The sequence below is a fragment of the Variovorax paradoxus genome, assembly GCF_902712855.1.
GTDB classification, from domain to species: Bacteria; Pseudomonadota; Gammaproteobacteria; order Burkholderiales; family Burkholderiaceae_C; genus Variovorax; species Variovorax paradoxus_Q.
The window spans coordinates 394,111-416,168 of record NZ_LR743507.1; the positions used below are offsets into that span (position 1 = coordinate 394,111).

Below are 22,058 nucleotides of genomic sequence, written 5' to 3' on the forward strand. Positions count from 1 at the left end.
CAAGGGAAAAGACTCAGATGCGGACGAACTGCATGCGGGTGTCGCCGCCGAGTTCGAGAACGTCGCGTTCCTGCAACGCCACCGCCTCGGTGCCGAGCTGCAGGCCGTTGAGCAGGACGTTGCCTTCGACGCCTGCCGCCACGTAGCCCTGGCGCCGCCGCGTGACCACGGCCACCGCCACGCCGGGCTTGCCGATGGTGGTGACGACCTTCTGCAGGGCGACGTCCTGGCCTTCGTTGATGCCGCTGAGCACGCGCAGCACCGGAATGCCGAGTTCGACCAGTGCGCCCGACTCGGTGGGCGCGGAAGACAGCGGCATGCCGGGACCACCGCCGTCGCCGTTCGGGAATTCGGGCGTCGTCGAACGCACCGAGCCGGGGCCGACCGCCAGGTTGCTTCGCGCGCGGAAATGGATGCGGCAGCCGCCGACCTCGATGACATCGTTGTCCTTGAGCGCCTGCTTCTGGATGGCGAGCGCGTTGACGTAGGTGCCGTTGGTGCTGTTGAGGTCTTCAATTTCGACTTCGCCGCCACTCATGTGCAGCACGGCATGCTCGCCGCTGACCGCCAGGTTGTCGATCACGATGTCGTTGTAGGCACGCCGGCCGAGGGTCGTGCGTTCCTTGGCGAGCGCCACTTGCCCGATGACCACGCCATCGACCGAAATGATCATCTTCGGCATTGCCGACTCTCCGAGTGCAAAGCTTGAACGAAAGCGAACGGTGCGGCCCCTTGCCGCCCGGATGTGCTATCTGGCCGCGCGGGATGTCTCCTCGACGCCGGCTCTAGCCAGAACAACCGAAATATTGTCACGGCCGCCATTGTCGTTTGCAATTGCAACCAAAAGTGAAGCTTTTTTCTGAAGCTCGGCATCGTGTTCTAGAAGCGTGAAAAGCTGCTCGTCGGAAATCATCTCGCTCAAACCGTCGGAGCAGAGCATATAGAGATCGCCGGCCCTCGCGCTGTGCTCGTGCATCTCCAGCATGACCTGGGGCTCGACGCCGACGGCGCGGGTCACGAGGTTGCGGGTGGGCGAGTTTGCAGCTTCCTCGGGCGTGATGGCGCCCGCGTCGAGCTGCTGCTGGCGCAACGAGTGGTCGCGCGTGAGCAGCTCCAGCTTGTTGTTGCGCAGCCGGTAGCAGCGTGAATCGCCGATGTGGCCGACCACCACGCGCTGCTGCCGGAATGCCGCCAGCACCAGGGTGGTTCCCATCCCCTGCAGCTCCGGGTTGGTGGTGCTGGCATGCAGGATGGAACCGTTGGCCTCGTCGGTGGCGGCCTGCAGGGCACGCCGGACCACACGGGACGGCGCCTGCATGCCCGCCTGGGCGAACCACCGGCCGAAGCTGGCATGCAGCAGCGACACGGCCATGGCGCTCGCCACCTCGCCACCCTTGTAGCCGCCCATGCCGTCCGCCAGCAGGGCCAGGCCGAGCGAGGGGTCGACGTGGACGGCGTCTTCGTTGTGAGAACGCAACCGTCCGACATCGGTCAGGGCGGCGAACTCCCAGCTCAGGGGGGGACGGGTTGAGAACAGGGAGACGCCGACACTCGCCATGGTTTGCTTGCGCCGACTTCTCTGCGGTTTACTGTGCAGCGGCGTGCGCGCGCCGTTGCATCAAGCGGCCGACGGCCACGACGAACAAGGCACCGGCGGCAGCAGCCGCGTAATGCAACCAGGGGTTGGCCGCAAGGATGCCGCGCATCGCCACGTCGCTCACGATCGTTTCTCCGCCGACCCAGCCGATCAGCGCGGCGCCCAGCATGACGATGATCGGGAAGCGTTCCATGAGCTTGATCATGAGGGTGCTGCCGAAAATGACCAAGGGAATACTGATGGCGAGGCCCAGGATCAGCAACACCATGCTGCCTTGCGCGGCAGCCGCGACAGCGATCACGTTGTCCAGGCTCATCACGAGGTCGGCCAGCAGGATCGTGCGCACCGCGACGAGCATGCTGCCGTATTCCTTCGATTCGCCGTCGCCGTCGTCGTCTTCGCTCAGCAGCTGGGTGCCGATCCACAGCAGCAGCAGGCCGCCGACGATCTGCAGGTACGGCAGCGCCAGCAGCTTGGCAGCCACCACCGTGAGCACGATGCGCAGCACCACGGCTGCGCCCGAGCCGAACAGCACGGCCTTTTTCTGCTGGGCAGGCGGCAGCGACCGCGCCGCCATGGCGATCACCACGGCGTTGTCGCCCGACAGGATGATGTTGATCCAGACGATCTTGATCAGACCGATCCAGAAGTCTGTGCTTTGAAGAAGTTCCATGTCTCTGATCCCACTGTGTTTTATTGAAAAAAGCGCCCGCAATCCAGTGCGGGCGCTTTTTTATTTCTGCGTGGTCCTCTCATGACCCGGCTCTGTGGCCGGTGTCGCGGAGCCGCCTCTTACAACTGTGCCTTGAGCAGCTTGGCCAGTTCCGAGAAGTTGCGCGTCACGGTGAAGCCGCACTCTTCCATGATGGCGAGCTTGGCATCGGCCGTGTCGGCGCCGCCCGAGATCAGCGCGCCGGCGTGGCCCATGCGCTTGCCGGGAGGGGCGGTGACACCGGCGATGAAGCCGACGACCGGCTTCTTCATGTGTTCCTTGCACCAGCGGGCAGCGTCAGCTTCGTCCGGGCCGCCGATTTCGCCGATCATGATGACCGCGTCGGTGTCCGGATCGTCGTTGAAGGCCTTCATCACGTCGATGTGCTTCAGGCCGTTGATCGGGTCGCCGCCAATGCCGACTGCCGACGATTGGCCCAGGCCGATTTCGGTCAGTTGAGCCACGGCTTCGTACGTCAGCGTGCCCGAGCGCGAGACCACGCCGATGCGGCCCTTGCGGTGGATGTGGCCGGGCATGATGCCGATCTTGATTTCGTCGGGCGTGATCAGGCCGGGGCAGTTCGGGCCCAGCAGCAGCGTCTTCTTGCCGCCGGCCGCTTCCTTGGCCTTCATCTTGTTGCGCACTTCGAGCATGTCGCGGACCGGGATGCCTTCGGTGATGCAGATCGCCAGGTCCAGGTCGGCTTCGACGGCTTCCCAGATGGCGGCCGCGGCGCCTGCCGGCGGCACGTAGATCACCGACACGGTCGCGCCGGTCTGCGTGGCGGCTTCCTTGACCGAACCGAAGATCGGGATGTTGAAGATCGACTCGCCCGCCTTCTTCGGGTTCACGCCGGCCACGAAGGCGTTCTTGCCGTTCGCGTATTCCTGGCACTTTTCCGTGTGGAACTGGCCGGTCTTGCCGGTGATGCCTTGCGTGATGACTTTGGTGTCTTTGTTGATGTAGATCGACATGACTTGTTCCTTAGGCCTTCTTGACTGCTGCCACGACCTTCTGGGCCGCTTCCGCCATGGTGTCGGCGCTGATGATCGGCAGGCCCGAATCGGCCAGCAGCTTCTTGCCTTCGACTTCGTTGGTGCCCTTCATGCGCACCACCAGCGGCACTTGCAGGTTCACGGCCTTGCAGGCTGCGATCACACCGGTGGCGATGGTGTCGCACTTCATGATGCCGCCGAAGATGTTCACGAGGATGGCTTCCACGTTCTTGTTCTTGAGCATGATCTTGAAGGCTTCGGTGACCTTCTCGGGGGTGGCGCCGCCGCCCACGTCCAGGAAGTTGGCCGGCTCGCCGCCGAACAGCTTGATGGTGTCCATGGTGGCCATGGCCAGGCCGGCACCGTTCACCAGGCAGCCGATGTTGCCGTCCAGCGAGATGTAGGCGAGGTCGAACTTGGAAGCTTCGACTTCGGCCGCGTCTTCTTCGTCGAGGTCGCGCAGGGCCACGATCTCGGGGTGGCGGAACAGCGCGTTGCTGTCGAAGTTGAACTTGGCGTCCAGCGCCATGACGTTGCCCTTGCTGTCACGGTTGAGCGGGTTGATCTCGACCAGCGAGGCGTCCGTCTCCATGTAGCAGGTGTAGAGCTTCTTCAGGATGTCGACGGTCTGGGCGGTCGAATCGGCCGGCATGCCGATGCCGTCGGCGATCTGCTTGGCCTGTTCGTCGGTCAGGCCCTTTTCGGGGTCTGCGAACACCGTGATGATCTTCTCGGGCGAGGAGTGGGCCACTTCCTCGATGTCCATGCCGCCTTCGCTCGAGGCGATGAAGGCCACCTTCTGGGTGGCGCGGTCGGTCACGGCCGAAACGTAGTATTCCTTGTTGATGTCGGCGCCGTCTTCGATGTAGAGGCGGCGAACCTTCTGGCCTTCCGGGCCGGTCTGGTGCGTCTTGAGCTGCATGCCGAGGATCTCGCCGGCGAGCTTCTTGACGTCCTCGATGGACTTGGCGACCTTGACGCCACCGCCCTTGCCGCGGCCACCCGCGTGGATCTGGGCCTTGACGACCCACACCGGGCCTCCAAGTTTCTGGGCGGCTTCCACCGCCTCCTGGACCGTGTAGGCCGGGATGCCGCGCGGCACCGGCACGCCGAACTTGGCAAGGATTTCCTTGCCTTGGTACTCGTGAATCTTCATGAGGGATGTCTCTCGGAAGGAGGAGGTTGAGAACGGGAGATCTGGGCTGAGAGTGTTTCTGCTCTGTTGCTCGCGGGCGACGGCAGCCTGACGGCTGGGGGCGGCGAACAACCGCGGACTGTATCATGGTGCGCCGCACCAATACTGGACGTAGGGTTGCGGTCAATACGTACTTTCTTCTAGACCCCGCTCCGGGGTTCCATCGAGCACCACCACCATGGCCAAGGTTTTCATCGACGGCGAGGCCGGTACCACCGGCCTGCAGATTCGCGAGCGGCTCCAGACGATGCCGCAGATCGAACTCGTGAGCATCGCGCCCGAGCTGCGAAAGGACGTCAACGCCAAGCGCGACCTGATGGCCGGCGTCGACCTCGTGGTGCTCTGCCTGCACGACGACGCGGCGCGCGAATCGGTGGCGCTGATCGACCAGCTGCCCGGCGCCAAGCCCAAGATCATCGACGCCTCGACGGCGCACCGCATCGCCCCGGGCTGGGTGTTCGGCTTCCCCGAACTGGTGGAAGGCCACTGGCAGGCGGTGGCCAAGGCCGACCGCGTGGGCAATCCCGGCTGCTATGCCAGCGGCGCCATTGCCATGGTGCGCCCGCTGGTGGACGCGGGCATCCTGCCCGCCGACTTCCCGATCTCGCTGCCTTCCGTAAGCGGCTACTCGGGCGGCGGCCGGACCATGATCGAGGCCTATGAAAAGGGCGAGGCGCCCCTGTTCGAGACCTACGCGCTGGGCCTGAAGCACAAGCACATTCCCGAAATCATGACGTACACCGGCCTCACCCGCCGTCCGGTCTTCATTCCGTCGGTGGGCAATTTCAAGCAGGGCATGCTGGTGCAGCTGCCGCTGCATCTCGACCTGCTGCCCGGCAAGCCGAAGGCCGGCGACCTGCAGGACGCCCTGGCCGCGCACTACGCGAAGAGCAACACGCCCGAGCAGTTCGTGAAGGTGCTGCCGCCGACCGAGGACGGCAAGCTCGAGGCGCTGGCGCTCAACGACACCAACAACCTCGAGATCCGCGTGTTCCCGAACGAGGACCACCACCACGCCGTGGTCATCGCCCGCCTGGACAACCTCGGCAAGGGCGCCAGCGGCGCCGCGGTGCAGAACCTGAAGCTGATGCTGGCGCTCTGAGCGCCGCTGCATTCAGCTTCTTCGGTTTTTCTTCAGTTCACCAGCCAGAGCCCGACACCCAGCAGCGCCGCATGCGCGCCCAGCGCGATGTACAGCGGCGTGCGCGAGGGCTCGGCCATTTCCTGCATCGTCTCGTTGATGCGGCGCGTGAGCAGCGCGCGCAGCGCCGGGTCCTGCACCGGACCTTCGCCCGGCGCCACCATCGGTTCGCCGTGCGCGGCGCGGCTTTCCTGCCACTCGGCCATCATGTCGCTCAGCGGCAGGCGGTTGAGCACGAAAGCCACCACCGCGCGCACCGCCCTGCCCTCGCCCAGCACCGGCGCCAGCTGCTTCGTCAGCGCGTCGACCGAAAGCCAGTCCGCCGCACGGTGCAGCGTGCCATGTGCACGCGGCATCGCCTCGATGCGCCCGGCGATTGCGCCACTCAGCCGCTGCGCGACCGCCTCGCCGCGCGCCGCCACCAGGTGCTGCATGGCGCGGGCACGCCCCTGCGCCACGCCGAGCATCACGTAGACCACGACGAACATCAGCAGCAGCAAGGCCACCAGCACCGACGGCGTGGTGATCAGCGCAATGATCGCGCCCGCCCCGCCGGCGCGTGCCGCGACATTGCCCGGACCGTTCAGCTGGCTCAGATAGAAGAAGAAAACGCCGCCGCCGAGGATCACGCCCAGCAGGCCGCCCTTGATGACGGAGCCCGCGAAGGCCAGGCCGGCCTTGGCGCCGGTACGAACGAGCGATGGCTGCCCTGCAGCGTTGGCGGGATCAGACGGCATGAAGAACTCCTCCGGTTTTTTGATCGGCGGATCATGCCATCCGCACCACCGGATGCGCCCTACTCGTTGTCGTTGTAGCCGCTCGCGCCCATCAGCGCCGACAGTCGCGCGGCGATGTTGCCGACGATGCCGCGCACCTGCACCACGTCGGGCGCCGACTTCTGGTCGATGCGCTCGATGTACGGCACGTTGATCGACGCGATCACGTGGTCGGCCGCGCCCATCACCGGAAAGGCGATGTTGGTGATGCCGCGCGTCTGCTTGCTCGGCATGGCCGAGTAGCCGCGCTCGCGCACCTCCTGCAGCAGCGCGAACAGCTCGCCCGGGTCCATGTCGAGCTCGCCTTCGACGTTGCTGTGGGCACGCAGCATGCGCGCGCGGTCGATCTCGTCGCGGAACGCCAGCAGCACATGGCCCGACGAGGTGTCGGTCAGCCCCATCACCACGCCCACCTTGAGCCCGAACGACCAGCGCTCCGGGCTCTCGACCTGCGCGATGACCACCACGCGCCCGCCCTGGTACATGGTCAGGTGGCACGACTGGCGCGCCCGGTTGGCCAGCTCGCGCAGCAGCGGCAGCGCGGCGCTCACCAGGCTCTTCAGCGGCTGCTGGCGGTGCGCCAGCTCGAACATGCGCAAGGTGAGCGTGTAGCGGTCGTTCTCGTCGACCTGCACGTAGCCGCGGCGCTGCAGGGTCACGGCCATGCGGAAGATCTCGCTGACCTTGCGGCCGACCTTCTGCGCCAGCTCGTTGAGCGTGTACCCGCTGGCGCTGTCGGCCAGCGCCTCGAGGATGTCCAGCCCCTTCTCGAGCGCCGGCGCGGCATAGCGCAGCGCGCCCTCGCCGTCCGGCGCGGCGTCGGCCCCGGCCTCGCTGCGGTCCTGCTGTTCTTCCGGCGCTGGTGCTTGCTTCATTGTTCGCTGCTCAGTTCGACCATCCACCGTCGATCATATGGATCGCGCCGGTGGTGAAGGCCGACTCGTCGGACGCCAGGTACACCACCAGCGCCGCGATCTCCTCCGGCTTGCCGACGCGGCCGAGCGGCTGGCGCGCCACGAAGGCGGCGCGCACGGTGGCCTCGTCGGCACCGGCCTGCTCGGCCTGCGCCGCGATGCGGTCGCGCAGCGAGGGCGACTCGACCGTGCCGGGGCAGATGGCGTTGCAGCGCACGCCCTGCTGGATGAAGTCTGCCGCCACCGCCTTGGTCAGCCCGATGACGGCCGCCTTCGACGCGCCGTAGACGAATCGGTTGGGCACGCCCTTCACGCTCGACGCGGCCGAGGCCATGTTGATGATCGAGCCGCCGCGCTCCAGCATGTCGGGCAGGAAGGCGCGGATGGTGCGGTACATCGACTTCACGTTGAGGTCCATGCTGAAGTCCCAGTCGGCTTCTTCGCACGCCAGGATGTTGCCGCTGTGGACGAAGCCGGCGCAGTTGAAGAGCACGTCGAGCCGGCCCGCGGTCTGCGCAAAGGACTTCAGTGCTGCGCTGTCGCGCACGTCGAGCGCGGCCGGCTTGAGCCCCGCAAGGCCTTCTTCGCGGGCCAGCGCCGCCAGTTCGGCCAGCGCAGCCTCGTCCACGTCGGTCGCCCACACCGTGGCGCCTTCGCGCTCCAGCGCCAGAGCGCTGGCCCGGCCGATGCCCTTGCCGGCAGCGGTGACGAGGATGTTCTTTCCTTGAACGCGGGAAGTCATTTGAGCGGAGTCCTTCTGGGGGTGTTGGCTGAATGTTGATTCGCACAAGTGAAATATTAATTTCACTGATGAAAACAAATATACGCGACCGCCGATCGCGCAATGATCCTCAAAAACCCGTGCACGCGCCTCTCTCGATTGGTGAATACCCTCGAATTCGCGCAAACCCCAGCTTTCGTTTCGACCTCAAAAGCTAACCTTTGCGGCGAAAACTAGTTTCATCTAAGAAAACAAGGTTCACGATGCCACACGACTCCGCGCTCATCGGCCGCCTGCAAGCCTGCTACACCGGCATCCTTCACGACGTGATGCGCGCCGCAGGCATGCGCGACTTCACCCTGCCGCCCACGCTGCGCCCGCTGATCGCCGGCCGGAAGCTCTGCGGTCCGGCCTTCACGGTGAACGGGCGCGTCGACCCCACGGCCGATCCGCACGAGACGCTGATGGCGTGGACCGGCTTTCTGTCGCGCGCCAAGCCGGGCCACATCGCGGTGATCCAGCCCAACGACTCCACCGTGTCGCACATGGGCGAGCTGTCGGCCGAGACGCTGGGCCGCAAAGGCGTGCTGGGCGTGATCGCCGACGGCGGCGTGCGCGACGCCGAGTTCATCCTGCAGCAGGGCTTCCAGGTGTGGCACCGCTACTTCACGCCGCGCGATATCGTGGGCTACTGGCTGCCCGAGGCGATGGACGTGCCGGTGCGCATCGGCGAGGTCACGGTGAACCCCGGCGACCTGCTGCTGGCCGACACCGACGGCGTGATCTGCCTGCCGCTGGCGCAGGCCGACGCCGTCATCACCGAAGCCGAGCACATGATGGGCCGCGAGAACCTCGTGCGCACCGCCATCCTCGCGGGCACCGACCCGCAGGAGGCTTATCTGAAATACCGCAAGTTCTGAGCGCCGGATGCCGACCGCCTCTCCCGCACCGGCCATCGACGCCCGGCTGGTGCTGCTCTCCCCCTCGGACAACTGCCTGATCGCCTGCACCCACCTCGCCGCCGGCACCGCGGTGCAGCTCGAGGGCGGCCCCGTCGCACTGGCAAAGGACATCGGCCTGGGCCACAAGATCGCGCGCCATGCCATCGCGGCCGGAACCAAGGTGCTGAAGTACGACGCCGTCATCGGCAGCCTGCGCACGCCGGTCGAGGCCGGCGCGCACATCCACACGCACAACCTCGACAGCGACTACACGCCGACCTACACGCTGGACGAAGGCAGGACCTTCGTCGGCCACGGCTGAGGCGCCCTCCCCGCATGAACGCTCCCAACCTCCAGATCCAGGGCTTCCCGCGTGCCGATGGCCGCAAGGGCATCCGCAACGTCGTGGTCGTGGCCTACCTGGTCGAGTGCGCGCACCACGTGGCGCGCGAGATCACGCTGAACTTCCGCCAGCAGGACGGCGAGAGCGAGGTGCACCTCGTCGGCTTCCCCGGCTGCTATCCCAACGCGTACGCCGAACGCATGATGGAAGCGATCGCCACGCACCCCAACGTGGGCGCGGCGCTGCTAATTTCGCTGGGCTGCGAAAGCATGAACAAGCGCAAGCTCGAGGAGGCGGTGGCCGCCTCGGGCCGGCCGGTGCACACGCTCACCATCCAGCAGAAGGGCGGCACGCGCAGCACCATCCGCGAAGGCACGGAGTGGGTGCAGTGGGCGCTGGCCGAACTCGCGCAGCAGCAGCGCGTGCCGATGGCGCTGAACGAACTCGTGGTCGGCACCATCTGCGGCGGCTCCGACGGCACCAGCGGCATCACCGCCAACCCGGCCGTGGGCCGCGCCTTCGACCTGCTGATCGCGCAGGACGCGCGCTGCATCTTCGAGGAAACCGGCGAACTCATCGGCTGCGAGTTCCACATGAAGCGGCGCGCCGCCACGCCCGAACTGGGCGAGGCCATCGTCGAGTGCGTGAACAAGGCCGCGCGCTACTACAGCACCATGGGCCACGGCAGCTTCGCGCCGGGCAATGCCGACGGCGGGCTCTCCACCATCGAGGAGAAGTCGCTCGGCGCGTACGCCAAGAGCGGCGCCTCGCCCATCAACGGCATCGTGAAGCCCGGCGACGTGCCGCCGCAGGGCGGCCTCTACCTGCTGGACGTGGTGCCCGACGGCGAGCCGCGCTTCGGCTTCCCGAACATCAGCGACAACGCGGAGATCGTGGAGCTCATCGCCTGCGGCGCGCACGTGATCCTGTTCACCACGGGGCGCGGCTCGGTGGTGGGCTCGGCCGTGTCGCCGGTCATCAAGGTCTGCGCCAATCCCGACACCTACCGCCAGCTCGGCGAAGACATGGACGTCGATGCCGGCCGCATCCTCGAAGGGCGCGGCACGCTGCAGGAGGTGGGCCAGGAGATCTTCGACGCGGTGCGCGAGGTGGCCAACGGCACGGCCAGCAAGTCGGAGGCGCTGGGCCATCGCGAATTCATCCTGACCTACAAGGCCTTCGAACCGCTCGGCCCTTCGTGCCTGCCGCTCGCGCGCGCCGCATAGCGGCGCCCTCCCCGCCTTTTCCCGTCCTGCCTCTTCCCGTCCCGCCTCTTCCCGTCCTGCTTTTTCTCGTCCCGACTTTTCCTGGACTCCCGGAGCCCATTCCTTGAACTACCAGTTCGATTTCGCGCCCGTGCTCGAACAGTGGCCGCTGCTGCTCGAAGGCGCGTGGACCACCGTGCAGCTTTCCTTCATCGCGACCGTGCTGGGCTTCGCGCTCGGCACGGTCTGCGCGCTGGGCCGCAACAGCCGCCACGGCTGGCTGCGCAACCTCACGGGCGGCTATGTGGAAGCGATCCGCAACACGCCGCTGCTGATCCAGAGCTACTTTCTCATCTTCGGCCTGTCGAGCGCGGGCGTGACCATGCCGATCATGGTGGGCGCGGTGCTCGCGCTGGTGGTGAACATCGGCGCGTACAGCTGCGAGATCATCCGCGCGGGCATCGAGTCGATCCACAAGGGCCAGCTCGAGGCGGCGCAATGCCTGGGCCTGTCCAAGGTGCAGGTGTTCTGGCACGTGATCCTGCGGCCCGCAGTGGAGCGCGTGTACCCGGCGCTCGCCAGCCAGTTCGTGCTGCTGATGCTGGCCTCCAGCATCATGTCGTCGATCGGTGCCGAAGAGCTCTTCGGCGTGGCCAACCGCATCCAGTCGGACACCTTCCGCAACTTCGAGATCTTCATCGTGCTGTGGGTGGTGTACCTGGTGCTGTCGTACGCCATGCGCCTGGGCTTCTGGCTGCTGGGCATGCTCATCTTCCCGCGCCGGCGCAAGCTGGGCACGCCGTTGTGACGAGGATGTCGACATGAGCTTCATGCCGGCCGAACACCTCGGCTTTCTCCTGATGGGCGCGTGGGGCACTGTGCAGCTGTCGGCGCTCGCGTTCGTGGGCGGCGGGCTCATCGGCCTGGCGGTGGCGCTGGCGCGCGTGTCGCCGGTGAAGGCTGTGCGCATGGCGGCCGCGGGCTACATCCAGGTCATCCAGGGCACGCCGCTGTTGGTGCTGATGGGCGTGTGCTTCTTCGGACCGAACATCGTGGGCATCGGCTCGGTGCCCGCGCTGGCGGCGGCGGCGCTGGCCATCACCATCTATGCGAGCGCCTTCCTCGGCGAGATCTGGCGTGGCTGCATCCAGGCCGTGCCGCGCAGCCAGTGGGAGGCGGCCGAATGCCTGGCGCTCACGCGCTGGGAGCGCATGCGCCGCGTGGTGCTGCCGCAGGCGCTGCGCATCGCGACGCCGCCCACCGTGGGCTTCCTGGTGCAGATCATCAAGAACACGTCGATCGCCTCGCTGGTGGTGGGCTACGCGGAGCTTTCCTACAACGCCAAGGTGCTGAACAACTCGACCTTCCAGCCCTTCCTGTATTTCGGGTGCGCGGTGGTGCTGTATTTCGTTCTCTGTTATCCGCTGTCGCGATGGAGTCGCGCCCTTGAAAGGAAGCTCAATGCAGCCCGTGGTTGAACTCAACGACGTCCACAAGCACTTCGGCAAGCTGCATGTGCTCAAGGGCGTGTCGTTCTCCGTCACGCGCGGGCAGGTGGTGGCCATCATCGGCCAGAGCGGATCGGGCAAGAGCACGGCGCTGCGCTGCATCGACCGGCTGGAGACCATTGACAGCGGCACGATCAGCTGCTGCGGCCACGCGGTGCACGACGCCGCGCTGAACCTGCGCGACCTGCGCAAGGACGTGGGCATCGTGTTCCAGAGCTACAACCTGTTCCCGCACCTCACGGTGAAGCAGAACATCACGCTCGCGCCGCAGTCGGTGAAGAAGATGAGCGCGGCCGAGGCCGGCGCCATCGCCATGGAAGTGCTCGAGCGCGTGGGCCTGGCCGAGAAGGCGGGCGCCTATCCCGAACAGCTCTCGGGCGGCCAGCAGCAGCGCGTGGCCATCGCACGCTCGCTCGCGATGAAGCCGCAGCTGATGCTGTTCGACGAAGTGACCTCCGCGCTCGACCCGCAGCTCACCGGCGAGGTGCTCAAGGTGATGGAGAAGCTCGCGGCCGAGGGGATGACCATGATCCTCGTGACGCACGAGATGGCCTTCGCGCGCGGCGTGGCCGACAAGGTCATCTACATGCACCAGGGGCTGGTGTGGGAGGAGGGCGACGCCAGCATCCTCAGCGATCCGCAGACGCCCGAGCTGCGCCAGTTCATCGGCACCGGGCTTTGATTTTTCTTCCTCAGACAACTCCAGGAGACTTTCGATGACTTCCCTCTTTTCGCTCAAGCGCCGCGGCGCATTGCTCTCGGCCCTTGCACTGGCACTGCCGCTGGGATTCGCCGGCGCGGCGCACGCCGACCAGCTCGACACCATCACCGCCGCCAAGAAGATTCGCGTGGCCATCGATCTCGCCGTGCCGCCCTACGGCCTGAAGGACGAGAAGCTCAACGCCACCGGCTCGGACGTGGAGACTGCGCGCCTGCTGGCGAAAAGCCTGGGCCTCGAACTGGAGATCGTCCCGACCACCGGCGCCAACCGCATCCCGTTCCTGCAGACCGACAAGGCCGACATCGTCATCTCCAGCATGTCGGTCACGCCGGAGCGCGAGAAGGTCGTCGACTTCTCGGTGCCCTACGCCGCCATCCTGGCCGTGGTGGGCGCGCCCAAGGGCATGGCCATCGCGGGCCCCGCCGATCTCGCGGGCAAGAAGGTGATCGCCACGCGCGGCACCACCAACGACCAGGAGCTGACCAAGATCCTGCCCGCCGGCGCGCAGGTGGTGCGCTTCGACGACGACGCCACTTCCATCACCGCGATCGTGAGCGGCCAGGCCGACATCTTCGCGACCGCGCCGCCGCTGCTGAAGACCATCAACGAGAAGAACCCCGCCAAGCAGATGGAGCCGAAGTTCACCATGAAGGTCAACTTCCTGGCCATCGGCCTGCGCAAGAACGAACCGCGCCTGAAGGCCAGGCTCGACGAGTTCGTGAAGGCGCAGCTCAAGAGCGGCGAGCTCAACACCATCTACAAGAAGTTCCACGGCGCCGACCTGCCCGCGGACGTGACGCGCAACGGCGCCTGACGTGCCGGCCTCCCGGCGTTTCACCGCGCTTCGCGCCGCATGATCCGCCACCTCCCGCCGGGAGGCCGCACGGTCCGCCTCGGCGCGGCCCGGCGGCAGCCTCGTCGGCTCTCCCAGCAATAAGGTATTTCATGGCAAAGATCGACCAGGTCGAGATCGCGCAGATCGACATCGCGCCCAAGGTCAGGCGCACCGACGCCATCCAGTCGTTCGTGACGCAGGAGACCGTGATGGTCACCGTGCGCTGCGACGACGGCTCGGCGGGCACGGGCTACACGTACACCATCGGCACGGGCGGCTCGTCCATCGTGGCGCTGCTGCACGACCATCTGGCGCCGCGCCTGATCGGGCGCGACCCGCAGCAGTACGAAGCCATCTGGCGCGACCTGTTCTTCCATACGCACGCGACCGCGGTGGGCGCCATCACCAGCCTGGCGCTCGCGGCCATCGACACCGCGCTGTGGGACCGCAACGCACGCGCGGCGGGCCTGCCGCTGTGGCGCCTGGCCGGCGGCGCGCAGGCGCGCGTGCCCGTCTACACGACCGAAGGCGGCTGGCTGCACCTCGAGCCCGCGCAGCTGGTGGAGCAGACGCTGGCCGCGAAGGCTGAAGGCTTCCTCGGCGCGAAGATCAAGGTCGGCAAGCCGCATGTGGCGCAGGACATCGCGCGCCTCGCAGCCGTGCGCGAAGCCGTGGGCGCGGACTTCGAGTTGATGGTGGACGCCAACCAGAGCTTCACCGTGGCCGAAGCCATCCGCCGCGCGCGCCAGTACGCGCCGCTCGACCTCGCCTGGTTCGAGGAGCCGATGCCGGCCGAGCACGTGCGCGGGCATGCGCAGCTGCTGGCGAGCACCAGCGTGCCGATCGCGGTGGGCGAGTCGATGTACCACCCGTCGCAGTTCGCCGAATACATCCAGCAGGGCGCCTGCTCGATCATGCAGGCCGACGTGGCGCGCGTGGGCGGCATCACGCCGTGGCTCAAGATTGCGCACCTGGCCGAGGCGCACAACATCGCGATGTGCCCGCACTTCCTGATGGAGCTGCACGTGAGCCTGTGCGCGGCGGTGCCGAATGCGCGCTGGGTGGAATACATCCCGCAGCTCGACGACCTCACGACCAGCAGGCTGCGCATCGAAGACGGCCATGCGGTGGCGCCCGAGACGCCCGGGTTGGGCATCGAATGGGACGCCGACCAGCTGAAGGCGCGGCGCAAGTTCGCGCCGATCGCGGTGCGCGGCTGATTCTCTGCGCCGGGCTCGACCGGCCGTTCAGGCCTCGAGCAGGTCGCGCAACGCCTTCAGGTCGCGCGCGATCCACTCGGCGTCGCGTGCGAAGGCCGCGTCGTCCATGTGCGGCTGGCGCAGCAGCGTGAACTGCAGCTCGCAGGCGTCCGGCGCCACGCCGATCACGCGGAACGGCATGTAGATCTCGGCAACGCCTTCGGGCGCAACCCAGTGGTCGAGCACGCCGAACTCGTTGGGCGGCGCGAAGCGCATGCGGGCGTCGCCGCTCTCGGGCGTGCGCGCGATCCACTGGTCGCCCTGCTGCACCAGCGCGCTCTTCGAGAGGCCGCTGGCCCAGTCGGGCAGCCGCGCCGGATCGGCAGCCAGTGCATACGCGCGGCGCCAGTCGCAAGCCACGCGCTGCGTGACGACGCGCGACTGCGCGGAAGGGTTGTCATTCGTCGGTTTCATCGAAGTCGCTCCTGAGCACCTTGGAAACGACGGCGCCGGAGAAGCCGCGCGCCATCAGGAATCGCATCTGCTTCGCCCGCTCCTTCGCGTCGGCGGGCGGGGCGTCGAAGCGGCGGCGCCACAGCGCCGTGGCGCGTTCGACCTCGGTCTCCTGCAGGCCGGCCACCGCCTCGGCGATGGCCTCGGGCGCGATGCCCTTGGCCTGCAGTTCCTGCTTCACCCGCAACGCGCCCGATCGCGCCGCGCGCTGGTTGAGCACCGAGGCCACCACGCGCGGCTCGCTGATGAAATCCTTCGCCGCCAGTTCGTCGAGCGCCTTCGCCAGCGTGCCGGGCTCTTCTTCATGCTTCGCGAGCTTGCGTTCCAGCTCCACGCGCGAATGCTCGCGCTGGCTGAGCAGGCGCAGGGCGCGGCCTTTGAGTGACGGGGCGTTGAATGCCATGCGGGAAACGCTCGCGCGGCCCCGAAGCGCCGCGCCTGGGGCTTACTCGCCCTTGTCCGCCTTCTCGGCCTTGTCCGCCTTGGCAGCCTTCTGCGGCTTCTCGGGCGTGCTGTCCGCATCGGCGGCCAGCAGCGGAATGCCCAGCGACTCGCGCACCTTGTTCTCGATCTCGCGCGACAGCTCGGGGTTCTCGCGCAGGAACTCGCGGGCGTTGTCGCGGCCCTGGCCGATCTTCTCGCCGTTGTAGGCGTACCAGGCGCCCGACTTGTCGACGATCTTGGCGTTCACGCCCATGTCGATGATCTCGCCCTCGCGGCTGATGCCTTCGCCGAACAGGATGTCGAACTCGGCCGTCTTGAACGGAGGCGAGACCTTGTTCTTCACCACCTTCACCTTGGTCTCGTTGCCGATGGCCTCGTCGCCCTTCTTGATGGTGCCGATGCGTCGGATGTCCAGGCGCACCGAGGCGTAGAACTTCAGCGCATTGCCGCCGGTGGTGGTTTCGGGCGAGCCGAACATCACGCCGATCTTCATGCGGATCTGGTTGATGAAGATGACCATGCAATTGGTCTTCTTGATCGTGGCGGTGAGCTTGCGCAGCGCCTGGCTCATCAGGCGGGCCTGCAGGCCGGGCAGCGAGTCGCCCATTTCGCCTTCGATTTCGGCCTTGGGCGTGAGCGCGGCGACCGAGTCGACCACGATCAGGTCGACGGCACCGGAGCGCACCAGCGAGTCGACGATTTCGAGCGCCTGCTCGCCGGTGTCGGGCTGGCTGATCAGCAGGTCCGACAGGTTCACGCCGAGCTTCTGGGCGTACTGCACGTCGAGTGCGTGTTCGGCGTCGACGAAGGCGCAGGTGCCGGCCTGTTTCTGCATGGCGGCGATCACCTGCAGCGTGAGCGTGGTCTTGCCCGACGATTCGGGGCCGTAGATCTCGATGACGCGGCCGCGCGGCAGACCGCCGACGCCCAGGGCGATATCGAGGCCCAGCGAGCCGGTGGAGACCACCTGGATGTCCTCGAGCGCCTCGCCTTCGCCGAGCCGCATGATGGTGCCCTTGCCGAACTGCTTTTCGATCTGGGCCAGCGCGGCCTGGAGCGCCTTGGCCTTTTCACTGTTGGCGACCGAGATGCTTGCGCCCTTGACGACTGCGTCCATGTGGAAATCTCCTTGAAAATCAACGGTTTGTGTCTGGTTTCAATCCATCTGCTTTTAACCACAGGCTGGATGCTTGAACAGTAGTGTAGGGGCTGATGAGTTGGCATAAACCCATTTTTTGGTCAGTTTGCTTTACCATCTGGCGCCATGGCCGAAGCCGCTTTCCCCACCGATCCCGACGCCTGGCGCCAGACACACCTGGGCCGGCTGCTGGGCCATGCGATGCGCCGTTTCGACGAGCGCGTGCTGGAGCTGATGGCACACGACGTCGATGTGCCCCTGGCCCTGTCGAACCTCGCCGCGCGTGCGCAGGTGAGCGCAGCACACATCCACATCACCCGGCATCTCGCGCGCGAGGGATCGCGTCTCACCGAAATGGCCGAGCGCGCCGGCATGACCAAGCAGGCCATGGGCGCGCTGGTCGACCAGTGCGAGGCCTGGGGGCTGGTCACGCGCGGGCCCGATCCGCTCGACGCGCGCGCGCGGCGCGTGCTCTTCACGGCCGACGGGCTGGCCTGGCTCGATGCCTTCCGCGGCGCGGTGACGCAGGCCGAAAGCGAGTTCAGGAGCAGCGTCGGAAACGACATCGCCACCGTGGTAACCATCGGACTCGAGGCCTACACGGCGGGCTAGACTCGCCGCAGAGACAAATGTGAACGGCGCCGGCGCGGCGCCCGATACCCGACACAGGCCGGAGGTGGCGCATATGCGGATTCTGATTGCCGAAGACGACCAGGTGCTGGCCGATGCCCTGCTGCGCAGCCTGCGCACCTCGGGTGCGGCGGTCGACCATGTGGCCAACGGCTCGCAGGCCGACACCGCGCTCATGACCCACGACGAGTTCGACCTGCTGATCCTCGACCTCGGGCTGCCGAGCCTGCACGGCATCGAGATCTTGAAGCGCCTGCGTGCGCGCGGCTCGCAGCTGCCGGTGCTGGTGCTCACCGCGGCCGACAGCGTGGAGGAACGCGTGAAGGGCCTGGACCACGGCGCCGACGACTACATGGCCAAGCCGTTCAGCCTGCAGGAGCTGGAGGCGCGCGTGCGTGCCCTCACGCGGCGGGGCATGGGCACCACCAGCAACGCCATCCGCCACGGACCCCTGGTCTACGACCAGGCGGGCCGCGTGGCCACCATCGACGGAAAGATGATCGAGCTGTCGGCGCGTGAACTCGGCCTGCTCGAGGTGCTGCTGCAGCGCGCCGGCCGGCTGGTGAGCAAGGACCAGCTCGTCGACCGGCTCTGCGAATGGGGCGAGGAGGTGAGCCTCAATGCCATCGAGGTGTACATCCACCGACTGCGCAAGAAGATCGAGAAAGGCCCGGTGCGCATCGCGACGGTGCGCGGGCTGGGCTACTGCCTGGAGAAGATCCAGGGCTGAGCCCGCGCAACGCCGCTTTCGCTTACGGCTGCTTCTGCAGACTCGCCGTCAACGTGGCGCCGTTGTCCGTCTTCACGAGGAAGAAGACGCGCCGGAAATAGCCGTTGCCTTCGTAGGCACCCGCGGGCACCAGGACGATGGCGGCCGGCCCCCGGTAAGGGCGGTTCGTACTGAGCTTGCAGGCATTCTTGCCATCGATGCCGGCGTCGACCGCATTCAGTGCGAAGCCGTACATGTTCTTGGACGTGCCCGGCTGCGCCTGCGCGAGGACGCCCGAGATGCTGCAGTCGCCCACCTGCACGCCCGCGGTCTTGCCGGTGAACGCTCCCGTGGCATCCACCTCGATCGAGAGCCCGACGCCGTAGTTGCTGTCCGGGTTGGCCCACTTGCCCGTCACGCTGTCCTGCGACACCGCCAGTGCATTCTCGACAGCGTACTTCTGGGGACCGAATGCCGAGGGCGCGCGCTGGTCCCAGCTGTAGGTTCCGTTCATCACTTTCTTCGGCGTGAAAGTGCCCGAGCCCGTCACCGGCGAGGCATCGATGAAGTAGTAGGCCGTGTCGGGATTGAAGGACCAGTCCAGCCCGGTGACGGTGAGCGATCCCCACATCGTGCCGATGTGATCCTTGCTGGCGATGGAACCGTCGGCGCCGATGAGCGTGATGTCGAGCAGCGAAGCGTAGATGCCTTCGCTGTCGTTGCCTGCGGCGGCGGTGGAGCCGGCCTGCGGTGCGTCCAGCGACGGCAGCGGCTCGCTGCCCGGCATCGGATCGCGGTTCGGCTCGGGTGCCGGCGCGGGGGCTGGCGCCGGCGCAGAGGCCGGGGCGGCCGCGGGCAACACAGGCAGCATCGGCAAGCCGCCTGCATCGCTGCCACCGCCTCCGCCCCCGCAGCCCGCGAGCCCTGCGGCGCACGCGGACGCGACAATCCACGACGGCCGCACGCGGCCGTTCGACTTGTTCTTCATGAATCTCTCCCTGAGGTTTTCGAATTGCAGAAACTGCGCGCGAAGACTAAGGGCGGGCGCCGGCCCGCCAGCCTGCCGCCGCACCAGTAAGTCACGGCCGGCGGAGTTTTTTCGCTACCCGTGCGAGGAGGAACGATGCACAGCCGAGGAGAAGATCGCGGCGCGTCCGATGCCTCGTCGAGCCGGGCCGCCCTGGTACTTCTGCATTGCGGAAACTTCGCACCGAAGCTACAACCGATCGCACTCCCGATGGCACGCCGCCCCCGGAAGACCGGCATCCACCGTTCACGCGCACCCGCGTTCCTTCGTCCCTGCAGGAAGCCCACTTGAAGCTCTTTCAGCGCGCCCAGCGTTCCCTCTTCGGCGAAATCCTCGACTGGATGCTCATACCGCTGCTGCTGCTGGTGCCCGTGAGCATCGGCGTCACGTCGCTGGTGGCGCAGGGCATCGCCAATGCGCCGTTCGACCGCGCGCTCGAGCACAACGTGAAGGCGCTCGGCGAACTGGTGACGGTGAGGGAAGGGCGCACCGAATTCGTGCTGTCGCAGCCCGCGCGCGAGATCCTTCGGGCCGACGATGCCGGCCATGTGTACTACCAGGTGGTCGACGGCCACGGCACGGTGCTGAGCGGCGAGCGCGAGCTGCCGCATCCCAACGTCGAGGAACCGCTGCCGCCGACGCAGGTCTTCCTGCACAACAGCGAGCTGCACGACCAGGAGGTGCGCGTGGCCTCGCTGTGGATTCCCAGCGGCGCGGAAGACGTGCCGCCCACGCTGCTGCAGCTGGCCGAGACGCGCGAGAAGCAGACGGTGCTGGCCGGGGAGATCATCAAGGGCGTGCTGCTGCCTCAGTTCGCGATCCTGCCGCTGGCGGTGCTGCTCATCTGGCTGGCGCTGGTGCGCGGCATCAAGCCGCTCTCGGTGGTGGAGGCGCGCATCCGCGAACGGCGTCCGGGCGACCTGAGCCCGCTCGACGAATCGCTGGTGCCGCTCGAGGTGGTGCCGCTGGTGTCGTCGGTGAACGAGCTGCTCGACAAGCTCAACGACTCCATCGGTACCCAGAAGCGCTTCCTGGCCGACGCGGCGCACCAGCTGAAGACACCGCTGGCGGGGCTGCGCATGCAGGCCGACCTCGCGCAGCGCGAGGGCGCCAACGCCGACGAGCTGAAGCAGTCGCTCAAGCAGATCGGCCGGGCCAGCAAGCGCGCCACGCACACGGTGAACCAGCTGCTGTCGCTGGCGCGTGCCGAGGGCAACAGCGCCAACGCGCACCACCAGCCCTGCGACCTGGCGCGGCTCACCATCGAGGTGGTGCGCGAGGCCGTGCCGCGCGCGATCGAGAAACGCATCGACCTGGGCTACGACGGCGCGGAGGCGGGCGCGCCCGGCGTGGTGTTCGACGGCAACCCGACGCTGCTGAAGGAGCTGGTGCGCAACCTGGTCGACAACGCGATCAACTACACGCCCTCGACGCCGGAGCGTCCCGGCCTGATCACCGTGCGGGTGCTGGCCGACCCGTTCGGCCATGTGCTGCTGCTGCAGGTGGAGGACAACGGCCCCGGCATCGCCGAGGCCGACCGCGACCTGGTGTTCGAGCCGTTCTACCGCGTGCTCGGCAACGAGGCCGACGGCTCGGGCCTGGGACTGCCGATCGTGCTGGAGATTGCCAACCAGCACCGCGCGCGGGTGAAGCTGGAGGACGCGCACCCCGGCAGGCATCCGCCGGGTGCGCTGTTCACGGTGCGCTTCGAGGGCGAGACGCCAGGTTGATCCGTCAGACCCCAGAGGAGGCCGCGCAGGGAGGTCAGGGCGCCGGCGCGCCGGCCTTCGCTTCCTTGCGGATCTGCAGCCACTCGGGGTGGATCTGCCGCGACAGGCGCTGCGGCTCGCGTTCGTTGATGCCGGCGGGCGCCATCCCGAAGCCGACCAGGTCGCCGCGCGCCCACAGGAAATAGCCTGCGTTGGCCAGCAAGAGGACGATGAGCAGCAGGCGCAGCTTCATCGGGTTCAGAACGCCATGCCGCGAGGGCGCACGCTCACTTCGTCGCTCGAGATGAGCTGCAGCCCGGCGTCGGTGCGCACCTGCAGCTCGCCGCCCCAGGCCACGCCTTCGCACAGGCCGGCGGTGCCGTCGCTGAGCGCCACCTCGCGCCCGCGCAGCACGTCGCGTGCCGCGAAGCGTTCGGCGAACGGCGCGAAACCGCGGGCCTCGAAATCGAGCACCGTGCGCACCAGCGGCGCGGCCAGTTCGGCCAGCACCTCTGGCGCGCGCGCATCGGGGCGCCACTGCCGCATCCATGCCGGCGGCGTGCGCATGCCGTCGCCTTCGCGCGCACCGATGTTCAGGCCGATGCCGATCACGAGGTAGCGCGGCGCAGCGGCGCCGGCCGTGGCTGCGGCGGAAGAGGGCAGCGCCGTCTCGATCAGGATGCCGGCCAGCTTGGCATCGTTCACCCACACGTCGTTGGGCCACTTGAGTCCGACCTTGTGCGCGCCAGACGGGTCGAGGCTTTCCGCCACGGCCACGCCCACGGCCAGCGACAGGCCCGACCAGTCGGCGGGCGCCAGCGGCATGCCGAGCGAGAACACGAGCGAGGCCGACGCCTCCTGCTGCGGTGCGCTCTGCCAGGGCCGGCCGAGTCGGCCGCGGCCGGCGGTCTGGCGCTCGGCCACCAGCAGCACGGGCTCGGCGCGGCCGGCGCGCGCGCGGCGCATGAGTTCGGTGTTGGTGGAATCGATCTCCGCCACCGCCTCGACCGCGAAGCCGGGCAGCAGCGGGGCGACCGACGCGGCGATCCGGTCTTCGAACCAGGCGGCCGTGGTGCTCGTCATGC

General features: G+C 67.4%; 26 protein-coding genes. 12 read left to right on the forward strand and 14 right to left on the reverse strand.

Annotation, left to right across the window (positions count from 1 at the left end; translation table 11 throughout):
- Nucleotides 1-13 precede the first annotated feature (13 nt).
- The 5 genes from AACL56_RS01875 to sucC form a co-directional block, all read right to left on the reverse strand.
- Nucleotides 14-682, reverse strand: a complete 669-nt coding sequence (locus AACL56_RS01875) for an FHA domain-containing protein (protein ID WP_339088140.1) — start codon at nucleotides 680-682, stop codon at nucleotides 14-16.
- A gap of 66 nt (nucleotides 683-748) precedes the next feature.
- Complete coding sequence (locus AACL56_RS01880; RefSeq protein WP_339088141.1) at nucleotides 749-1,558, reverse strand: Stp1/IreP family PP2C-type Ser/Thr phosphatase; 810 nt, start codon at nucleotides 1,556-1,558, stop codon at nucleotides 749-751.
- 28 nt (nucleotides 1,559-1,586) lie between these two features.
- Nucleotides 1,587-2,270, reverse strand: coding sequence for a TerC family protein (locus AACL56_RS01885; RefSeq protein WP_339088142.1), 684 nt, complete (start codon nucleotides 2,268-2,270; stop codon nucleotides 1,587-1,589).
- Nucleotides 2,271-2,389: 119 nt separating this feature from the next.
- Nucleotides 2,390-3,283, reverse strand: a complete 894-nt coding sequence (gene sucD, locus AACL56_RS01890) for a succinate--CoA ligase subunit alpha (protein ID WP_339088143.1) — start codon at nucleotides 3,281-3,283, stop codon at nucleotides 2,390-2,392.
- Nucleotides 3,284-3,293: 10 nt separating this feature from the next.
- Complete coding sequence (gene sucC, locus AACL56_RS01895) at nucleotides 3,294-4,460, reverse strand: ADP-forming succinate--CoA ligase subunit beta (protein WP_042577345.1); 1,167 nt, start codon at nucleotides 4,458-4,460, stop codon at nucleotides 3,294-3,296.
- 217 nt (nucleotides 4,461-4,677) lie between these two features.
- On the opposite strand from sucC, the gene argC reads away from it, so the two are divergent.
- Nucleotides 4,678-5,601, forward strand: a complete 924-nt coding sequence (argC, locus tag AACL56_RS01900) for an N-acetyl-gamma-glutamyl-phosphate reductase (RefSeq protein WP_339088144.1) — start codon at nucleotides 4,678-4,680, stop codon at nucleotides 5,599-5,601.
- A gap of 32 nt (nucleotides 5,602-5,633) precedes the next feature.
- Here argC and AACL56_RS01905 read toward each other — a convergent pair whose 3' ends face one another.
- Genes AACL56_RS01905 through AACL56_RS01915 form a run of 3 tightly spaced genes read right to left on the reverse strand, consistent with a single transcriptional unit; the run spans nucleotide 5,634 to nucleotide 8,072 of the window.
- Entirely contained in the window at nucleotides 5,634-6,377 is a 744-nt protein-coding gene (locus AACL56_RS01905) for a hypothetical protein (RefSeq protein ID WP_339088145.1), read from the reverse strand.
- Between the two features lie 59 nt (nucleotides 6,378-6,436).
- On the reverse strand, nucleotides 6,437-7,291 hold the full coding sequence (locus tag AACL56_RS01910) for an IclR family transcriptional regulator (RefSeq protein ID WP_339088146.1): 855 nt from the start codon (nucleotides 7,289-7,291) through the stop codon (nucleotides 6,437-6,439).
- 10 nt (nucleotides 7,292-7,301) lie between these two features.
- A complete protein-coding gene (locus AACL56_RS01915) occupies nucleotides 7,302-8,072 on the reverse strand; it encodes an SDR family oxidoreductase (protein ID WP_339088147.1) in 771 nt (256 codons plus the stop codon).
- A 242-nt stretch (nucleotides 8,073-8,314) separates the two neighbouring features.
- On the opposite strand from AACL56_RS01915, the gene AACL56_RS01920 reads away from it, so the two are divergent.
- From AACL56_RS01920 to AACL56_RS01955, 8 genes are all read left to right on the forward strand, one after another.
- Complete coding sequence (locus tag AACL56_RS01920) at nucleotides 8,315-8,971, forward strand: RraA family protein (protein ID WP_339088148.1); 657 nt, start codon at nucleotides 8,315-8,317, stop codon at nucleotides 8,969-8,971.
- A 7-nt stretch (nucleotides 8,972-8,978) separates the two neighbouring features.
- A complete protein-coding gene (locus tag AACL56_RS01925; RefSeq protein ID WP_339088149.1) occupies nucleotides 8,979-9,314 on the forward strand; it encodes a UxaA family hydrolase in 336 nt (111 codons plus the stop codon).
- 14 nt (nucleotides 9,315-9,328) lie between these two features.
- Nucleotides 9,329-10,561, forward strand: a complete 1,233-nt coding sequence (locus AACL56_RS01930; RefSeq protein ID WP_339088150.1) for a UxaA family hydrolase — start codon at nucleotides 9,329-9,331, stop codon at nucleotides 10,559-10,561.
- A gap of 103 nt (nucleotides 10,562-10,664) precedes the next feature.
- Nucleotides 10,665-11,348 carry an amino acid ABC transporter permease gene (locus AACL56_RS01935; RefSeq protein ID WP_339088151.1) on the forward strand — a complete coding sequence of 228 codons (684 nt, stop codon included), beginning with the start codon at nucleotides 10,665-10,667 and terminating at the stop codon, nucleotides 11,346-11,348.
- A gap of 22 nt (nucleotides 11,349-11,370) precedes the next feature.
- Nucleotides 11,371-12,018, forward strand: coding sequence for an amino acid ABC transporter permease (locus tag AACL56_RS01940; protein WP_425337047.1), 648 nt, complete (start codon nucleotides 11,371-11,373; stop codon nucleotides 12,016-12,018).
- Nucleotides 12,002-12,730, forward strand: a complete 729-nt coding sequence (locus tag AACL56_RS01945) for an amino acid ABC transporter ATP-binding protein (RefSeq protein ID WP_339088153.1) — start codon at nucleotides 12,002-12,004, stop codon at nucleotides 12,728-12,730. Before AACL56_RS01940 ends, AACL56_RS01945 begins: the two co-directional genes overlap by 17 nt.
- Nucleotides 12,731-12,764: 34 nt before the next feature.
- Nucleotides 12,765-13,583, forward strand: a complete 819-nt coding sequence (locus AACL56_RS01950) for a transporter substrate-binding domain-containing protein (protein ID WP_339088154.1) — start codon at nucleotides 12,765-12,767, stop codon at nucleotides 13,581-13,583.
- A 131-nt stretch (nucleotides 13,584-13,714) separates the two neighbouring features.
- Complete coding sequence (locus AACL56_RS01955) at nucleotides 13,715-14,824, forward strand: mandelate racemase/muconate lactonizing enzyme family protein (RefSeq protein WP_339088155.1); 1,110 nt, start codon at nucleotides 13,715-13,717, stop codon at nucleotides 14,822-14,824.
- A gap of 27 nt (nucleotides 14,825-14,851) precedes the next feature.
- Here AACL56_RS01955 and AACL56_RS01960 read toward each other — a convergent pair whose 3' ends face one another.
- Genes AACL56_RS01960 through recA form a run of 3 tightly spaced genes read right to left on the reverse strand, consistent with a single transcriptional unit; the run spans nucleotide 14,852 to nucleotide 16,877 of the window.
- A complete protein-coding gene (locus AACL56_RS01960; RefSeq protein WP_339088156.1) occupies nucleotides 14,852-15,277 on the reverse strand; it encodes an SRPBCC family protein in 426 nt (141 codons plus the stop codon).
- Nucleotides 15,261-15,719 carry a recombination regulator RecX gene (recX, locus tag AACL56_RS01965; RefSeq protein WP_339088157.1) on the reverse strand — a complete coding sequence of 153 codons (459 nt, stop codon included), beginning with the start codon at nucleotides 15,717-15,719 and terminating at the stop codon, nucleotides 15,261-15,263. Before recX ends, AACL56_RS01960 begins: the two co-directional genes overlap by 17 nt.
- Nucleotides 15,720-15,761: 42 nt before the next feature.
- Entirely contained in the window at nucleotides 15,762-16,877 is a 1,116-nt protein-coding gene (recA, locus tag AACL56_RS01970; protein ID WP_339088158.1) for a recombinase RecA, read from the reverse strand.
- A 147-nt stretch (nucleotides 16,878-17,024) separates the two neighbouring features.
- Between recA and AACL56_RS01975 the strand changes: the two genes are divergently transcribed.
- Together AACL56_RS01975 and AACL56_RS01980 are read left to right on the forward strand one after the other, a co-directional pair.
- Nucleotides 17,025-17,510: a MarR family winged helix-turn-helix transcriptional regulator gene (locus tag AACL56_RS01975; protein ID WP_339088159.1), complete on the forward strand. Its 486-nt coding sequence runs from the start codon at nucleotides 17,025-17,027 to the stop codon at nucleotides 17,508-17,510.
- A 73-nt stretch (nucleotides 17,511-17,583) separates the two neighbouring features.
- Nucleotides 17,584-18,258, forward strand: coding sequence for a response regulator transcription factor (locus tag AACL56_RS01980; RefSeq protein WP_339088160.1), 675 nt, complete (start codon nucleotides 17,584-17,586; stop codon nucleotides 18,256-18,258).
- Between the two features lie 22 nt (nucleotides 18,259-18,280).
- Here the strand turns inward: AACL56_RS01980 and AACL56_RS01985 are convergent, their stop codons facing one another.
- Nucleotides 18,281-19,225 carry a hypothetical protein gene (locus AACL56_RS01985; RefSeq protein WP_339088161.1) on the reverse strand — a complete coding sequence of 315 codons (945 nt, stop codon included), beginning with the start codon at nucleotides 19,223-19,225 and terminating at the stop codon, nucleotides 18,281-18,283.
- A 326-nt stretch (nucleotides 19,226-19,551) separates the two neighbouring features.
- On the opposite strand from AACL56_RS01985, the gene AACL56_RS01990 reads away from it, so the two are divergent.
- Nucleotides 19,552-20,994 carry a sensor histidine kinase gene (locus AACL56_RS01990; protein ID WP_339088162.1) on the forward strand — a complete coding sequence of 481 codons (1,443 nt, stop codon included), beginning with the start codon at nucleotides 19,552-19,554 and terminating at the stop codon, nucleotides 20,992-20,994.
- 34 nt (nucleotides 20,995-21,028) lie between these two features.
- On the opposite strand, the gene AACL56_RS01995 is transcribed toward AACL56_RS01990, so the two are convergent.
- Nucleotides 21,029-21,226, reverse strand: a complete 198-nt coding sequence (locus AACL56_RS01995) for a sporulation protein (protein ID WP_339088163.1) — start codon at nucleotides 21,224-21,226, stop codon at nucleotides 21,029-21,031.
- A 5-nt stretch (nucleotides 21,227-21,231) separates the two neighbouring features.
- The gene (locus AACL56_RS02000; RefSeq protein ID WP_339088164.1) at nucleotides 21,232-22,056 is read right to left on the reverse strand and encodes a biotin--[acetyl-CoA-carboxylase] ligase; all 825 of its coding nucleotides are present in this window, start codon (nucleotides 22,054-22,056) and stop codon (nucleotides 21,232-21,234) included.
- Between the last annotated feature and the right edge of the window lie 2 nt (nucleotides 22,057-22,058).

Bases quoted from the DNA above. Each gene is read 5' to 3' on its own strand.
- AACL56_RS01920 (WP_339088148.1), top strand. From the start codon at position 8,315: ATGCCACACGACTCCGCGCTCATCGGCCGCCTGCAAGCCTGCTACACC.
- AACL56_RS01915 (WP_339088147.1), bottom strand. From the start codon at position 8,072: ATGACTTCCCGCGTTCAAGGAAAGAACATCCTCGTCACCGCTGCCGGC.
- argC (WP_339088144.1), top strand. From the start codon at position 4,678: ATGGCCAAGGTTTTCATCGACGGCGAGGCCGGTACCACCGGCCTGCAG.
- AACL56_RS01925 (WP_339088149.1), top strand. From the start codon at position 8,979: ATGCCGACCGCCTCTCCCGCACCGGCCATCGACGCCCGGCTGGTGCTG.
- AACL56_RS01930 (WP_339088150.1), top strand. From the start codon at position 9,329: ATGAACGCTCCCAACCTCCAGATCCAGGGCTTCCCGCGTGCCGATGGC.
- sucD (WP_339088143.1), bottom strand. From the start codon at position 3,283: ATGTCGATCTACATCAACAAAGACACCAAAGTCATCACGCAAGGCATC.
- AACL56_RS01985 (WP_339088161.1), bottom strand. From the start codon at position 19,225: ATGAAGAACAAGTCGAACGGCCGCGTGCGGCCGTCGTGGATTGTCGCG.
- AACL56_RS01885 (WP_339088142.1), bottom strand. From the start codon at position 2,270: ATGGAACTTCTTCAAAGCACAGACTTCTGGATCGGTCTGATCAAGATC.
- AACL56_RS01950 (WP_339088154.1), top strand. From the start codon at position 12,765: ATGACTTCCCTCTTTTCGCTCAAGCGCCGCGGCGCATTGCTCTCGGCC.
- AACL56_RS01955 (WP_339088155.1), top strand. From the start codon at position 13,715: ATGGCAAAGATCGACCAGGTCGAGATCGCGCAGATCGACATCGCGCCC.
- AACL56_RS01960 (WP_339088156.1), bottom strand. From the start codon at position 15,277: ATGAAACCGACGAATGACAACCCTTCCGCGCAGTCGCGCGTCGTCACG.
- AACL56_RS01910 (WP_339088146.1), bottom strand. From the start codon at position 7,291: ATGAAGCAAGCACCAGCGCCGGAAGAACAGCAGGACCGCAGCGAGGCC.
- AACL56_RS01995 (WP_339088163.1), bottom strand. From the start codon at position 21,226: ATGAAGCTGCGCCTGCTGCTCATCGTCCTCTTGCTGGCCAACGCAGGC.
- AACL56_RS02000 (WP_339088164.1), bottom strand. From the start codon at position 22,056: ATGACGAGCACCACGGCCGCCTGGTTCGAAGACCGGATCGCCGCGTCG.
- AACL56_RS01945 (WP_339088153.1), top strand. From the start codon at position 12,002: ATGCAGCCCGTGGTTGAACTCAACGACGTCCACAAGCACTTCGGCAAG.
- sucC (WP_042577345.1), bottom strand. From the start codon at position 4,460: ATGAAGATTCACGAGTACCAAGGCAAGGAAATCCTTGCCAAGTTCGGC.
- AACL56_RS01940 (WP_425337047.1), top strand. From the start codon at position 11,371: ATGCCGGCCGAACACCTCGGCTTTCTCCTGATGGGCGCGTGGGGCACT.
- AACL56_RS01905 (WP_339088145.1), bottom strand. From the start codon at position 6,377: ATGCCGTCTGATCCCGCCAACGCTGCAGGGCAGCCATCGCTCGTTCGT.
- AACL56_RS01875 (WP_339088140.1), bottom strand. From the start codon at position 682: ATGCCGAAGATGATCATTTCGGTCGATGGCGTGGTCATCGGGCAAGTG.
- AACL56_RS01980 (WP_339088160.1), top strand. From the start codon at position 17,584: ATGCGGATTCTGATTGCCGAAGACGACCAGGTGCTGGCCGATGCCCTG.
- AACL56_RS01975 (WP_339088159.1), top strand. From the start codon at position 17,025: ATGGCCGAAGCCGCTTTCCCCACCGATCCCGACGCCTGGCGCCAGACA.
- recA (WP_339088158.1), bottom strand. From the start codon at position 16,877: ATGGACGCAGTCGTCAAGGGCGCAAGCATCTCGGTCGCCAACAGTGAA.
- recX (WP_339088157.1), bottom strand. From the start codon at position 15,719: ATGGCATTCAACGCCCCGTCACTCAAAGGCCGCGCCCTGCGCCTGCTC.
- AACL56_RS01880 (WP_339088141.1), bottom strand. From the start codon at position 1,558: ATGGCGAGTGTCGGCGTCTCCCTGTTCTCAACCCGTCCCCCCCTGAGC.